Raw genomic sequence first — 15,325 nt, forward strand, 5'->3', positions numbered from 1 at the left:
CGCGCACAACGGCCGGGACGCATGAAAAAACGGCGACGCCCAGGCATCGCCGTTTTCACTTCCCCACACGTTCGCGTTACTTCGCGACGACGACCGGAATCCCCTTCAGCATCCCCGCGCCCTTCATCTCGTCGAGCGCGTGCTGCACGGCCGCGCTCGTCGCCGCATCGATGCCGAGCTGCAGCGCGAGCTCGCGCTCCGCGCGCTTCACGCCGGCCAGGTTGCGCACCTTCACGTGACCGAAGCCGCGCACGCGGGCGTGCAGGTCGGCCAGTTGCACGACCTGCGCCGCATTGCCGGCCGTCATCGCGGCGAACGCACGCGCGAGCGTCGTCTCGTAGTCGTCGGCCAGCGCGCGCTCCATCTTGCGCTCGACGGTGCGGCCGAACGGGTCGAGCCAGGTACCGCGCAGGCTGCGCACGCGCGCCAGCATGCCGAACACCGGCCACATCCACTGGCCGAACACGCGCTTCCTCGGCGCGCTGCCGTCGCGGCCGGCCTTCGCGACCGTCGGCGGCGCGAGGTTGAACTTCACGCGGTACGCCTGCCCCGGCACGCCTTCGAACTGCGCCTCGAGCGCGGTACGGAACGCATCGTCCGTGTACAGCCGCGCGACTTCGTATTCGTCCTTTACCGCGAGCAGCCGGTAGAACGTCGTCGCGACCGCGCGCGTCAGCGCGTCGTCGCCCTTCGCGCGGGCGGCGTTCACGAGCGCACGGTAGCGCTCGACGTAACGCGCGCCGCCGTAGGCGTCGAGACGCGCTTCGCGATCGGCGATCAGCCCGGCGAGCGTCTCGGGCGCCGCATGCACGGCCACCGTGTGACGCGCGTTCCACAACGCGTCGAGGCCCGCCGCGTCGCCGGCCGCCATCCGGCCGATCGAGAACGCGAGCTTGTTCATCGGCACCGCGACGTTGTTCAGCTCGATCGCGCGCATCATCGCGGCGAGCGACACCGGCACGAGGCCGAGCTGCCACGCGTAACCGAGCATCAGGATGTTCGCGCCGATCGAATCGCCGAGGAACTTCGCGGCGAGCGCCTGCGCGTCGCAGCTCGACAGGTAGCCGTCGCCGGCCGCGTGATGCATCTTCTCGAGCAGCGCATCCGCATGCAGGTTCGCATCCGGGTTCCGCACGAACGACGCGTTCGGGATCCGGTGCGTGTTGACGACGATCCGCGTGCGCTCGTGACGCACCGTCTGCAGCGCTTCCGCGCTCGCGCCGACGACCATGTCGCACGCGAGCAGCACGTCGGCCTGCTGCGTGTCGATGCGCACCTGGTTCAGCCACCGGTCGCTCGATGCGATCCGCACGAACGACAGCACCGAGCCGCCCTTCTGCGCGAAGCCCATGAAGTCGAGCACCGATGCGCTCTTGCCTTCGAGGTGCGCGGCCATGCTGATCAGCGCGCCGACCGTCACGACGCCCGTGCCGCCCACGCCCGTCACGAGCATGTCGAACGGCGCCGCGTCGAGATGCGTCGCCGGCACCGGCAGCCCGTCGACGCGCGCGGCGAGCGCCGCTTCGTCGAACGCGGCGCCGGCCGCCTTCTTCAGCGCCGCGCCTTCGACCGTCACGAAGCTCGGGCAGAAGCCGTTCACGCACGAATAGTCCTTGTTGCACGACGACTGGTCGATGCGGCGCTTGCGGCCGAGCGGCGTCTCGAGCGGCTCGACCGACAGGCAGTTCGACTGCACGCCGCAGTCGCCGCAGCCTTCGCACACCGCGTCGTTGATGAACAGGCGCTTGTCCGGGTCGGGGAATTCGCCTTTCTTGCGGCGGCGGCGCTTCTCGGCCGCGCAGGTCTGGTCGTAGATCAGCACGGTGACGCCCGGCGTCTCGCGCAGCTCGCGCTGCACCGTGTCGAGCTCGCTGCGGTGATGGAAAGTCGTGCCCGTCGGGAACTGTCCGTGATGGCCGTCGTACTTCTCCGGCTCGTCGGACACGACGACGAAGCGCGACACGCCTTCGGCCTCGACCTGGCGCGCGATCTGCGGCACCGAGATGCTGCCGTCGACCGGCTGGCCGCCCGTCATCGCGACCGCGTCGTTGTAGAGGATCTTGTACGTGATGTTCGCCTTCGCGGCGACTGCCTGGCGGATCGCGAGGATGCCCGAGTGGAAGTAGGTGCCGTCGCCGAGGTTCTGGAACACGTGCTTCGTGTTCGTGAACATCGCGTGCGCGGCCCAGTCGACGCCCTCGCCGCCCATCTGGATCAGCCCCGTCGTGTCGCGCTCCATCCACGACGCCATGAAGTGGCAGCCGATGCCGGCCTGCGCGATCGAGCCTTCCGGCACCTTCGTCGACGTATTGTGCGGACAGCCCGAGCAGAAGTACGGCGTGCGCTTCACCGCGTCGGCCTCGTTCGACAGGATCTGCGGCGCGACCAGATCGACGACGCGCTCGCGCCGGTCGAGCGCCGGCTTGTGGCGCGCGAGCCAGTCGGCGAACACCGGCAGGATGCGCGACGGGCGCAGCTCGCCGAGCTCGGACAGCAGGCACGCGCCCGCGGCGTCGTGCTTGCCGAGCACGCGCGGGCGGGCGCCTTCGGCGCGGTTGTACAGGTAGTCCTTGATCTGCTGCTCGATGACCGGGCCTTTCTCCTCGATCACGAGCACTTCGTCGAGCCCGTCGACGAAGGTCTCGACGCGCGTCATCTCGAGCGGATACGACAGGCCGACCTTGTAGATCCGCACGCCGGCCGCGTCGAGATCGGCGACCGTCAGGTCGAGACGGCGCAGCGCTTCCATCAGGTCGAGGTGCGCCTTGCCGCAGGTGACGATGCCGACGTTCGCGTGCGCGCTCGGCGCGATCCACTTGTCGATGCTGTTGGTGCGCGCGAAATGGCGCACCGCGTCGAGCTTCGCGGCGAGACGCGCCTCGATCGTCAGGCTCGGCAGGTCGGGCCAGCGGTTGTGCAGCCCGCCCGACGGCGGCGTGAAGCCGGCCGGCGCCGGCCACCGCGTCTGCAGTGCATCGAGGTCGACCGTCGAGCCCGACTCGACCGTTTCCGAGATCGCCTTGAAGCCGACCCACGCGCCCGAGTAGCGCGACAGCGCCCAGCCGTACAGGCCGAACTCGAGCATGTCGGCGATATTCGCCGGGTTCACGACCGGCATGTGCCACGCGATCATCGCGAAGTCGCTCTGGTGCGGCATCGACGACGACACGCAGCCGTGATCGTCGCCCGCGACGACCAGCACGCCGCCGTGCGGCGACGAACCGTACGCGTTGCCGTGCTTCAGCGCGTCGCCGGCGCGATCGACGCCCGGGCCCTTGCCGTACCACATCGCATACACGCCCTCGACCGTGCGCTCGGGATCGGCTTCGACGCGCTGCGTGCCGAGCACGGCCGTGCCGCCGAGTTCCTCGTTGATGGCCGGCAGGAAGCGCACGCTGCTCGCGTCGAGCAATTTCTTCGCCTTCCACAGCTGCTGGTCGACCATCCCGAGCGGCGAGCCGCGATAGCCGCTGACGAAGCCGGCCGTGTTGAGGCCCTGTTCGGTATCGACCGTGCGCTGCATCAGCAGCAGGCGGATCAGCGCCTGCGTGCCGGTCAGGAAGATCCGGCCGCGCGTCGCGGTCAGGTTGTCGGTCAGTCGGTAATCGGACAGGGTAGGCGTGCCGTCGACGGGCAGGCGGGCAGTCATGGGGGAAGTCTCCGGATTGTGCTGTTCTGGGCTGCGCGGCGGGCCATCGGGCGGCGGGTGACCGGCGGCAGCGAATGGCTCTATTTTTTCGCGCGCAGCCGAGAATGTTTTTTCTCATCTTGCTCGACCGGCGCTTGTGCGAGAAAAACTGCGCAGGTTTTTGCCGGAATTTGAGAGAGTTTTCACGCGAGCGCCGGGCGAGCGGTTGGCGGGACGCCGGGACGGCCGGCTGGCACGACAAAAGGGGCGGCCCACCAGCCCGCGCGTGCCGCAAGGCGCGCCTCGCGCCCATCGACTGGCGCTCGAACCCCGCGCGACAAGGGTTTCGCGGGAATCGGGCGGTCCCCCTCACCGTTGCAATGCACAGCGTTCCGATTGGTCCGGCGCGCCGGATGTCCACAACGTCGGACCCTTCTCGCCGACCGGGTTCGCGCGCTCACCGTTCGATTGCACAGCGTTTCGAGTGGCGTCGGGACCGGGATATCCACATCCGGAACCGGCACGCGGTTCGCTCGGGCGCCGACCCTCACCGTTGAAAGTCACAGCGCGGCGAGTGGTTGATGGCGGTGGATATCCCCATCTCGGCTTGCACGTTTCGTCGATCCGCTGTCCACCCTCACCGTTCGAATACACAGGGCCGAGAGTGGCTTTGTCCGTCGGATCCTCACGCCGGAATACGCATGCGCCGCGACCACCGCTTCTCCCTCACCGTCGACATGCACAGGGTTTCGACTGGCCGCGGCGACCGTTTTCCGTGCCCGAACCTGCATTGCCTTCCGGCCATGCACGCCCCTTCACCGTTGGAAACCACAGCGCTTCGAGTGGCTTGTGACGCCGGATATCCACATCGGAGCGCCTCGGCAGATCGATCGCGAAAGCGTGTTCCAAAGCGCGCCGGCGGGCGGCAAGCCATGCCCGAAGCGGCCTGTCACCCGATCGGACGCCGACCCTCACCGTCGAAAACCACAGTGCCGCGAGTCGTTCCGATGGCCGGATATCCACACTGAAGCGCGCGCGGCGCGCCTGACCGGGCACGTGCCCCCGGCGGCGACGTCGCCCGGACAGCCGCGTCCGGACTGGCTGCCGGCCAGCCGGACGCTCATGCTCACCATTGATTCCCACAGCATGTCGAGTCGCTCGGGAGAGCACGGGCATGCGACGAAAATCGCACGTTGGAAGCCACGCGCCCGCGCTCACCGTTAGAATGCACGACCCTGCGACCGGGATCCGCACCCGGATGCCGGCATCGCGACGCACAGGGGGTTCGGTCACGCCTTCGCGCGTTCCGTTAGAATGCGCGGCGCCCCGACTCACGGCAGAGGCCGGCAAGCCTTGCTGGAACGGGCGCCTCGCGCGATCGGGCGGCGACACTCACCAGTGGATTTCACAGCATTTCGCTTCGTCTCGCGGCGAGTTGTCCACACCCCGCTTCGCCTCTTGAGCGGCATCCGGTGATCCTCACCGGTGAAATCCACAGCGCGCCGAGTCGTTTCGGGGCGAGGATATCCACAAGCGGTCGCACGACGAGACCTCCATGCGCGCATCGGCGAACGCCTCGGCGCACCGCAACCGGAAAAGCCGGAAAGCCTTGTCCGGACGGCCTCGGCGGCACCCTCACCATTCAAATGCACAGCGTTTCGAGTCGCTACGGGGCGAGTTGTCCACATCCGTCCGACGATGCGCCGTCGCCCCGACAGGGGCGCCCGGGCAAACGCTACTCCGCAATCGACCGGATGACCTTCGCCGGATTGCCGCCGACCAGCGTATTCGGCGGAACATCACGCGTGACGACCGCCGCGGCCGCGACGACCGCATTCTCGCCGACCGTCACGCCGCCGATGATCGTCGCGCCGGCGCCGATCCACACATTCCGTTCGATCACGATCGGCTTCGCAACGACGCAGTCGCGCCGCCGCGAAGGCTCGACCGGATGACCGGACGTGATCAGGCTGACGTTCGGGCCGATCATCACGTCGTCGCCGATCTCGAGTCCGCCCAGGTCGTAGAACGTGCAGTTCTGGTTGACGAACACGTTGCGCCCGAGCTTCATGCCGGTGCCGCCCGTCGCGTGAAACGGCGGGATCAGCACGAAGCCGTCGTCCACTTGCGTGCCGATCAGTTCGCCGAACACTGCGCGCACTGCCGCCGCATCGTCGAACGTCAGACGGTTGAGCCGCGCCGTGATCGCCATCGCGCGTTTGACCTCGGCCACCATCGCCGCCGATTCCGGCGTTCTTCGCGGAATGATCGTGGTGCGATCGTCGTTTGCCATGCGTGACTTGTCCCTGGTGATTTCCACGTTTCGTGATGCGTCGGCGGTGGTGGTCGAATGCCTGCGAGGCCGTGTGCGAGGATGCCGCGGGACCGGCGGCGCCCCCGGGTGGTAACGCCGTTTCCGTCAGGATCACTCTCGATTTTACTAACTAGTCAATATATAACTAGTTATCGCAAAACTTCCTTGTGCCGTCAGGCTTTGCCCGATTTTTCGCCCGATCCGCGCTCGCCATACAACGCCCGAACAGGCTCGCTCGACCGAATGGCCCCTGGCCGGGCGCCCCTGTCCGAACCTCCTGCGCTCGGGTACGCTTGAGCATCGACCGGACCGACACCTGCACCCACACGCGGAGGCGCGATGAAGCTCTACTACTGGCCGAAGACCCGGGCATTCCGGGCGTTGTGGATGCTCGAGGAAATCGGTGTGGTGTACGAACTCGTGCCGATCGACCTGCGCTCGCACGAACAGGGCAGCGACGCGTTCGTGCAAGTCAACCCGATGGCCAAGCTGCCCGCGCTCGACGATGGCAGCGCGCCGTTCGCCGAATCGGGCGCCGTGCTGCTCTACCTCGCCGACCGCTGCCCGGGCGCCGGGCTCGGCATCGCGCCCGACGATCCGCTGCGCGGCCGCTTCCTGCAATGGATGTTCTTCACGCCGACCTGCCTCGAACCGGCGATGGCCGAAAAATTCACCGGCGCGTCGGGCAATCCGGTCGCGTTCGGCTGGGGCAACATCACGCGCGTCCAGCGCGCGCTCGCGCAAGCGCTCGCCCATCGCCCGTGGCTCGTCGGGGAACGCTTCACCGCAGCCGACCTGCTGCTCGCCAGTACGTTGAAGATCGCGTTCGACGCGCACCTGCTGCCGCACGAAGGCGTGCTCGGCGACTACGTCGCGCGCGCCGAGGATCGCGACGCATTCCGCCGCGCCGTTGCGATCGAACAGCGCGAAGCGGCGCGGTTGCTGCATGCGTGACGCCTGACGGGCCGGCCCCTCGATCACGCCTGCGCGGCCGGCCCCTGCGCCGGTGCATCGGCGTCGATCACCACGCCCGGCGAGCCGCGCTCGTCGGTATCGACGTCGATCGGCACGACTTCGTGAAAATGCGTGTAGTCGATGTGCGTGATGCCGTCCTCGTCGTGCATCAGGTCGACGTAGCGATGACGCCAGCGGATCTCGCCATGCGCCCATGAATGACGCGCCTGCATGACCTGCGCGGTCGTCTCGTCCGAGCCTTCGATCGTGATCAGCAACGACGCGTCGCGCGCGGCCAGCGATTCGGGCGTCTCGCCGAACAGCGCGCTCGACTCGTCGATCACGTGCATCAGGTTCCAGCCGAGCAGGAAGATCGGATGCTCGCTGCGCACGAGCGGCAGGTCGTGGATCTTGCGCAGCGAGTAACCCTCGTGCGTGCCTTCGATGCGCATCAGCCGCAACTTCGCCTGCGCCTCGGCGATCACGTTCTGGCGCGCATTCGCGGCGCGCACCATCAGCGTCATCCGGCCGTTCAGCGGCCGCACGATCGCGTTGCGCGCGAACAGGATCTTCGCCTGCGGCCGCGAAAAGCGCGCAAACACGAGCCCCGTGGCCAGCGCGATGCCCGACATCCCGACGAAGATCTCGAACGTCGCGACGAGGTGGGCGTAAACGGTCTGCGGATGCATGTCGCCGTAGCCGACGGTCGCGAGCGTCTCGACGCTGAAGAAGAACGCGCCGCCGAAGCCGGCCGGCGACTGGTTCGCGATCGGCGCATGGCCGAGCAGATAGAGCGTCGCAAAGCCGCCGTTGAGCAGCAGGAACAGCACCGCGAGCGACAGGAAGAACACGGGCCAGCTCACCGTCAGCGCGCGATGGTAGAAGTCGCGCCAGCCGAGCGGCGGCATCCCGTACGCGATCACCGGGCGGGTGCCCGACCAGATCTTGCGGCCGCGGCCGCGGGGGGCTGGGGAAGACGAATCGACGTTCATCGCGCGGCGCCGGTTGCAGGGAGGCGATGAGCGTAGCATGCGCGGCGGCGGCCGGGAACGCGTACCGGCGCGAAACGGAAATCCGCCGCGCCGTGCCGAAAAAAAACCGGCCGCGTGGGCGGCCGGCTGCGTCGTCATCGTGCGGACCCGCGCGCGAGGCGCGCCGCGGTCACTTCCGGTCGACGATCACCTGGTCGAACGTGCCGCCGTCGGCGAAATGCGTCTTTTGCGCGTTCGCCCAGCTGCCGAAAACCTGCTCGACGCTGAACGTCTTCAGCGCCTTGAATTCGGCCGCGTGCTTCTTCAGCACGTTCGCGTCGCGCGGGCGCAGATGGTGCTGCGCGATGATCTCCTGCGCTTCCGGCGTGTACAGGTAGTCGAGATACGCCTGCGCGACCTTGCGCGTACCCTTCTTGTCGACGACCTTGTCGACGACGGCGACCGGCGGCTCCGCGAGGATGCTCGCCGACGGATACACGGCGTCGAACTGCGCGCCCGATGCGCCGGTGTCCATCAGCGCGACCTCGTTCTCGAACGTCACCAGCACGTCGCCGATGCCGCGCTGCGTGAACGTCGTCGTCGCACCGCGGCCGCCCGAATCGAGCACCGGCACGTTGCGGAAGATCGCCTTCTCGAAGTCGAGCGCCTGCTGGTCGGTCGCACCCTTCAGCTTCTCGAAACCCCATGCGGCGAGATACGCGTAGCGGCCGTTGCCCGACGTCTTCGGGTTCGCGATGATGACCTGGACGCCCGGCTTCGCGAGATCGCTCCAGTCCTTGATCGCCTTCGGATTGCCCTTGCGCACGAGGAACACCATCGTCGTCGAGTACGGCGAGCTGTTGTCCGGGAAGCGTGCGCGCCAGTCCTTCGGCAGCAGCTGGCCGCGCTCGGCGAGCAGGTCGATGTCGTTCGGCTGGTTCATCGTCACGACGTCGGCCTGCAGCCCCTGCAGCACCGACAGCGCCTGCGCGCTGGACGCGCCGTGCGACTGCTTGATCGTGACGGTCTCGCCGGTCTTCTGCTTGTATGCGGCCGCGAAGCCCGTGTTGATGTCCTTGTACAGCTCGCGCGTCACGTCGTACGACACGTTCAGGATCGACGTGTCCGCATGCGCGGCCGTCGCCGCCACGACCAGCGCCGCCGCCGCGCCCGTGTGCAGCCAGCGGCCGATCCCCTTGATGCTTGCCATCGTGATATGCCCCGTTTCCAGTGGTGGTGAATGTGCGTGACGGCACGCGTACGCGCTGTCATCGAAACGTAAGCGGGCATTCTAGCGGCCGGGCGCGGCGCGCCTTCCAATCAGTCGTGGAAAGCAAATCTCGAATCCTGCTAAACGGCGACCGGCGCTCGCGCGCGCCGCCGATCCGGTGTTAAGATCGCCGCTCAGCCCACTTACGGTTCATCCATGTCCGCTCCCCTGCGCTCGCTTTCGATCCTCGCCGCCGTCGCGGCAGGTACGCGCGCGGCCGGGCTGAAACTGAAAAAACGACTCCTCGACTGACGGGGACGTCGCGTCCCGTCAGGCGAATGCCGGACGGGATGCCCGCAGGTCGTTTCATTCTCCTTGCACGCACGCCTCGCTCCGGCACACCGCCGGCGGAACGGTTCCTTCCCACTCCGTTTCCACCATGAGGCTTTGCATGAACACACGTTTCGAAGGTATCTGGCTGCCGATCATCACGCCGTTTCACCACGGCGAAGTCGACCATGCGGCGCTCGCGCGGCTTGCGCGTCGTTATGCGGCCGCGGGCATCGCGGGCTTCGTCGCGGGCGCGACGACCGGTGAAGGCGTCCTGCTCGACGCGCGCGAACAGGACGCGGTGTTCGCGACGCTGCGCGACGCGGCGCCCGGGCGGCCGATCGTCGTCGGGCTGACCGCGAGCGCGACGCATGTCGCGGCCGCGCGCGCACGCGAACTCGCGGCCCTGCGGCCCGACGGCCTGCTCGTCACGCCGCCCGTCTACGTGCGCCCGACGCAGGACGGCATCCGCCGCCATGTCGAGGCGATCGTCGACGCGGCCGACCTGCCGGTGCTCGTCTACAACATCCCGTACCGCACCGGCGTGAACGTCGAACTGGACACGCTGCAGGCGCTCGCGCGCGACCCGCGCGTCGCGGGCATCAAGGAATGCGGCGGCACGCTCGACCGGATGAGCCGTCTCGTGCACGACACGCCGCTCGCGATCCTGTCCGGCGACGACAACCAGAACTTCGCGGCGATGTGCGCCGGCGCGCACGGCGCGATCGCGAGCAGCGCGCACGTGCTGCCCGAATGGCACGTGCGCATTCATGCGCTACTGCGCGACGGGCGGCTCGCCGACGCGCGGCGCCTGTCGGTCGCGCTGCAGCCGCTCGTCGCAGCGCTGTTCGCGGAGCCGAACCCGGCGCCGGTGAAGGCCGTGCTCGCCGCGCAGGGGTGGTGCGAGGACGGGTTGCGGCTGCCGTTCGTGCCGGCGAGCGAAGCGCTGCGGGAGCGATTGGCAACGATCCGTGCCGCGCTCGAAGCAAGCGAGCCGGACGCCGCCGCGGCATGAGCCGCACCACCGCACATGGCGCCGCCGGCCGATGAATGCCGGCCCGACGCAGCGGCGTATCGAAGTCATCCGCGATTCGGGTCCTTCCCTTGCAGGATTCCGGATCGAATGGGTAGCGAGGCAGGCGCGAGGTGATCGGCAGAGGGGCGAACGAATCGCGCCCGTGGCGGCGACCGACGGTATCGTCAGGCCGCCAGCGCCGCCGCCCCGTCCGTCGCCTCCCTGACCGCCTGCGTCACGATCCGCGCGAGCCGGTCGACCGTCGGCGTCGCCGGCGACGTGCGCCGCAGCAGGATCAGCGGCAGGCTCGGCAGCTCCGGCAACCCGCACGACGCCGCGTCGAGCGCGCGCACCGATGCGGGCAGCCCGTAGCGCGAGCGCACCGTGAGCCCGAGGCCGGCCGCCGCCGCGGCCCACAACCCGGCGAGGCTCGGCGTCGTGAACGCGACGCGCCACGGCGTGCCGGCGCGGTCGAGCGCATCGGCCGCCGCGCCGAAGAACCGGCACGGCCGGTCGAACACGACGAGCGGCAACGGCTCGCCGGGCACGTGCCCGGCGCGGCCGCCCGTTTCATCCGCCTCACCGTCGGCCGCCGCGTCGCCGCCCTCCGGTGCCCCGAATCCACCGCTCCCCACCGCGCCGATCCATTGCATCGGCACCTGCGCGATCGTTTCGCTGCCGATCCCCGCGCGCGACCCGAAATCGGCCGACGCCGGATCGCCCCACACGAGCGCCAGATCGAGCTGGTTCGCGTCGAGCCGGTCGAACAGGTCGGCATTGCGCGCCACGCGCGCCTCGATCCTCACCTTCGGATGCGCGCGCGCGAATCGCCCGAGCACATCGGGCAGGATCGCCTCGCCGAAGTCTTCCTGCAGCCCGACACGCACCCAGCCGTCGAGGTTCACGCCGCGCACGGCCGCCGCGGCCTCGTCGTTCAGCGCGATCATGCGCCGCGCATAGCGCAGCATCGCGTCGCCGGCATCGGTCAGCGCGAGCCCGCGCCCGGCCTTCACGAACAGCGGCGTGCCGGCCTGCTCCTCGAGCTTGCGGATCTGCGCACTCACCGCCGACGACGAGCGCGCGACACGGTCGGCTGCCTTCGCAAAACTGCCGAGATCCACGCCCGCGACCAGGCTGCGCAACGCGGCCACGTCGAAATTGGGCCGCGCCAGCGCGGCATCGGCCACGGCGAGCGGCGCGCCGCCGCGCGGAAGGTCTTGTCCGGACATCTCAATCATCCTGTTTTATCGAACGATTCATCAAAAACTTTCCGATTTTCAGGATGAATGTAGGCCGCCAGACTGTGGATGTCAATTTCCAACCGGGCCTGCCGTCATGGACACCTCGTACATCGCTTCCCCCTCCTCGCCCGCCCGCGACGTGCGCGGCCCGGCTCATCGCTGGCGCGTGCTGGCGGCCGGCGTCGCCGCGAACCTGAGCTTTTCGGCGGCCGCGGCCGGCATTCCGACCACGGCCGTGTGGATGCGCACGGCCTATCGCCTCGACAACGGCGCGCTCGGCCTCGTGCTCGGCGCGCTCGGCTTCGGCGTCGCGCTGTCCGAGCTGCCGTGGGGGATCGCCGCCGACCGCTTCGGCGACCGCCGCGTGCTGCTGACCGGGCTCGTCGCGACGGCCGCGATGCTCGCGCTGATGGTGTGCACGATCGTCCCGAGCGCGCACGCGGTGCCGCCGCTGCTGCGCGTCGTCGCGGCGATGTGCTGCGTCGGCCTGCTCGGCGGCAGCGTCAACGGGTCGAGCGGACGCGCGGTGATGCGCTGGTTCGGCGAGCGCGAACGCGGGCTCGCGATGAGCATCCGCCAGACGGCCGTGCCGCTCGGCGGCGGCATCGGCGCGGCGTTGCTGCCGTCGCTCGCGTCGCATCTCGGCTTTGCCGCGGTGTTCGGTGCGCTGATGCTGCTGTGCGCGGGTTCGGCCGTACTCACGTGGCGTTGGCTGCACGAGCCGCCGGCCGAGCCGGCCGTGGCGGACCTCGTCGCGCATCGCCCCGTCGAACGTCAGCCGTCCGTCCCGCATGCGCGCACCCCGCTCGCAAGCGGCCCCGTGTGGCGCATCGTGCTCGGCATCGGCCTGCTGTGCGCGCCGCAGTTCGCGGTGCTCACGTTCGCGACGGTGTTCCTGCACGACTTCGGCCGGCTCGGCCTTGCCGGCATCAGCGCGGCGATGGTCGCGCTGCAGCTCGGCGCGATGGTGATGCGCGTGTGGAGCGGCCGCCATACCGACCGGCACGGCAACCGGCGCGCGTATCTGCGCGGGTCGGTACTCGTCGCGGCCGGTTCGTTCGCGCTGCTCGCGGCGGCGACGGCCGGCAGCGCGCACGTGCCGTTCGCCGCGATCGTCGGGATTCTCGTGTTCGCGGGCATCTGCGTGTCGGCGTGGCACGGCGTCGCGTACACGGAGCTCGCGACGCTCGCGGGCGCGAACCACGCGGGCACCGCGCTCGGGATGGCGAACACGATCGTCTACCTCGGGCTGTTCGCGACCCCGCTCGCGATTCCGCCGCTGCTCGCGGTCAGCTCGTGGGGCGTGGTGTGGCTCGCGACCGCGCTGATCGCGGCTGCGACCTATCCGCTGTTCGCGCGATAACCGCGACACCTATGCAGCGCACGCCGTCAGAACTTGTACACGGCCGACAGCATCGCCGAGCGGCCGTCACCGAGTTCGACCGCGGACGATCTCGCCTCGCTCCCCGACACCTGGCGCACACGCTCGACATAGGCGCGGTCGAACAGATTGTCGATGTTCAGCTGAAAGCGCAGCCGGCGGTTCACGTCGTAGCCGGCCATCAGGTTGTGCACCCAGTACGCGCCGAGCGTGCCGTTCCCCTCCGACGTCACGTTGCGCCGGCCGACGAAGTGCGAGCCGTAGCCGAGCGTCCAGCCGGCCGGCAGGCGATAGGTCGTCCAGACATTGAACGCATGGCGCGGCGTATTGCCGAGTGCCTGGCCGTCGCGACGCGGCGACGCCGGCGAACTCAGCGTCACGCTCGCCAGATACGTGTAGTTCGCGAACACGTCCCATTGCGGCGTCACCTTGCCGGCCGCCCCGAGCTCGATGCCGCGCACGCGCTGCCTGCCCGCGAGCGCGTAGCTGCCGTCGGCCATCCGTTCGCGCGCGTTCTTCTTCTCCGTCTGGAACAACGCGCCGTTCAGCGCGAGTCCCGCCAGCCCTTCCCACTTCGCGCCGAGCTCGAGGCTCTCGTTCTTCTCCGGCGCCAGTGCGCCGGTCGCTGCGCTCACGCCGGACCCGGTCGTGACCAGGTATTCGGCCGACGGATTGAACGACGTGCCGTACGCGAAATACGCGCGCCCGTTCTCGGTCGGCTTGAACACCAGCCCCGCGCGCGTGCTCAGGTGCCGGCCGGCGCTGTCCGCACGTTCGGTCGGCTGGCCGGCCGGCGTGCTCCGCGACCAGCCGTCGATCCAGTCGTGACGCAGCCCCACGTCGATGTTCCAGTATCGGCCGACCACAATCGTATCGAAGGCATAGAGCGCCTTGACGACGAGCGCCGTGTCGTTGCGTCCGCTGTCCCGACGCTGCGCGGGACCGCGCCATTCGCCCGGCGGCGCGGCCAATGAAAAACCGCCCGGCGGATAGAACCGGTTGAGCCCGTACGAGTATGTGGTGCGCCCATAGGTTTCCCGCGAGAGGTCGAAGCCCGCGACGAGTGTATGGCCAAGCCCGAGTGTGTCGAACGCGGCCGTGACGTTCGTTTGGTTGGCCCACATCGCCGTCGACGAATCGCGGCCGTAGCCTTGCGGCCCGGCCGGCCTGTAATGCCCGGGCGGCACCCCCTGGAGATTGACGTGCGATGCGGAGATCGCGGTGTCGCGGCCCAGGTGCGCATACCGGCTCAGGTTCTGCAGCTTCAGGTTCGGCGAAAAGTCGTGCTCGGCCTTCACCGTGACGGCATCCGACGCGATGCGCTCGCGATCGAGGTTGCGCCACCCGAAGTAGCTGTCGCGCGACACGCCGGCCAGCACCTGTCCGCCGCGGGCCGGCAACCCGTAGTCGGGCAGGTTGTTGTCGTACTGATGGAAGTAGCCGAGCGTGACGCGCGTGGGCGTGCCGAGCCCGAAGGCAAGCGAGGGCGCCACGCCCCAGCGCCGCTTGCGGATGTCGTTCCGGCCGGGAACGTCGTTGACGTGCGCCATCGCGTTCAACCGGAATGCCGCACGGCCGTCGGTGCCCGGCAACGGCCGGTTCGCGTCGAGCGTCACGCGCCGGTAGTCGGACGTGCCGAGCACCGTGCCGGCCTCGACGAATGCGTCGCGCTTCGGCGCCTTGCTGACCAGGTTCACGGAGCCGCCGGTCGTGCCCGCGCCGCCGAACACCGAGTTGGGCCCCTTGATGACCTCGACCGCCTCGACGTTGAACAGATCGCTGCGATTGTTCTGCGCGCTGTCGCGCAGGCCGTCGAGCTGCAGGTTCGCATTCGCGCCGAAGCCGCGAATATTGAACATGTCGCCCGACCCGCCGCCCCCCTCGCCCGCATTGAACGTGATGCCGGCGACGTTGGCCAGCGCGTCGCGCAAGCTCGTGACCTGCTGCTCGTCGAGCACCTCGCGCGGCACGACGGTAATCGTCTGCGGCACGTCGAGCAGCGGCGCCGCATACTTCGCCGAACCCGAGCGGTCGACGCGCGAGCCGGCGTCGCGGCTGCCCTGCACGACGATCGGGTCGAGATGCGGCGCCGGCCGCGGATCGGTTTCATCCGCGGACGCGGACGCGCACGTCATCATTGCAAGCGCGACGGAAGCCGTCGCGCGACGCGGCGGTGTCGCGCTCGACCGGATGCGGTATGTCATGGTCACTCCATTTCTTGGATGAGAATGATTCCCATTCAAAAGAAATGGCTGCAACATGGCAATTGGACACGTTCGAA

The 15,325-nt window shown here is 69.0% G+C and carries 9 protein-coding genes; 3 read left to right on the forward strand and 6 right to left on the reverse strand.

Features of this window, described 5'->3' with window-relative positions:
* Window positions 1-76: 76 nt before the first annotated feature.
* Both WJ12_RS14790 and WJ12_RS14795 read right to left on the reverse strand, forming a co-directional pair.
* Window positions 77-3,649, reverse strand: coding sequence for an indolepyruvate ferredoxin oxidoreductase family protein (locus WJ12_RS14790; RefSeq protein WP_069245715.1), 3,573 nt, complete (start codon window positions 3,647-3,649; stop codon window positions 77-79).
* Window positions 3,650-5,363: 1,714 nt separating this feature from the next.
* Window positions 5,364-5,921 (reverse strand): DapH/DapD/GlmU-related protein, encoded by a 558-nt coding sequence (locus WJ12_RS14795; protein WP_069245716.1) that lies wholly within the window; start codon window positions 5,919-5,921, stop codon window positions 5,364-5,366.
* Window positions 5,922-6,281: 360 nt separating this feature from the next.
* Here WJ12_RS14795 and WJ12_RS14800 point away from each other — a divergent pair, with 360 nt between their 5' ends.
* Entirely contained in the window at window positions 6,282-6,896 is a 615-nt protein-coding gene (locus WJ12_RS14800) for a glutathione S-transferase family protein (protein WP_034189149.1), read from the forward strand.
* Window positions 6,897-6,919: 23 nt separating this feature from the next.
* On the opposite strand, the gene WJ12_RS14805 is transcribed toward WJ12_RS14800, so the two are convergent.
* Both WJ12_RS14805 and WJ12_RS14810 read right to left on the reverse strand, forming a co-directional pair.
* Entirely contained in the window at window positions 6,920-7,888 is a 969-nt protein-coding gene (locus WJ12_RS14805; protein ID WP_059558857.1) for an ion channel, read from the reverse strand.
* 169 nt (window positions 7,889-8,057) lie between these two features.
* Window positions 8,058-9,077: a sulfate ABC transporter substrate-binding protein gene (locus tag WJ12_RS14810; RefSeq protein WP_034189147.1), complete on the reverse strand. Its 1,020-nt coding sequence runs from the start codon at window positions 9,075-9,077 to the stop codon at window positions 8,058-8,060.
* Window positions 9,078-9,528: 451 nt separating this feature from the next.
* On the opposite strand from WJ12_RS14810, the gene dapA reads away from it, so the two are divergent.
* Window positions 9,529-10,422: a 4-hydroxy-tetrahydrodipicolinate synthase gene (dapA, locus tag WJ12_RS14815; RefSeq protein ID WP_034189146.1), complete on the forward strand. Its 894-nt coding sequence runs from the start codon at window positions 9,529-9,531 to the stop codon at window positions 10,420-10,422.
* 185 nt (window positions 10,423-10,607) lie between these two features.
* On the opposite strand, the gene WJ12_RS14820 is transcribed toward dapA, so the two are convergent.
* Window positions 10,608-11,651: a LysR substrate-binding domain-containing protein gene (locus WJ12_RS14820; protein ID WP_034189145.1), complete on the reverse strand. Its 1,044-nt coding sequence runs from the start codon at window positions 11,649-11,651 to the stop codon at window positions 10,608-10,610.
* 106 nt (window positions 11,652-11,757) lie between these two features.
* Here WJ12_RS14820 and WJ12_RS14825 point away from each other — a divergent pair, with 106 nt between their 5' ends.
* Entirely contained in the window at window positions 11,758-13,026 is a 1,269-nt protein-coding gene (locus tag WJ12_RS14825; RefSeq protein ID WP_069245717.1) for an MFS transporter, read from the forward strand.
* Between the two features lie 26 nt (window positions 13,027-13,052).
* Here the strand turns inward: WJ12_RS14825 and WJ12_RS14830 are convergent, their stop codons facing one another.
* Window positions 13,053-15,248 (reverse strand): TonB-dependent receptor, encoded by a 2,196-nt coding sequence (locus tag WJ12_RS14830; protein ID WP_059558862.1) that lies wholly within the window; start codon window positions 15,246-15,248, stop codon window positions 13,053-13,055.
* Between the last annotated feature and the right edge of the window lie 77 nt (window positions 15,249-15,325).

It is taken from the genome of Burkholderia seminalis, assembly GCF_001718535.1.
In the GTDB taxonomy this organism is placed as follows: Bacteria; Pseudomonadota; Gammaproteobacteria; order Burkholderiales; family Burkholderiaceae; genus Burkholderia; species Burkholderia seminalis.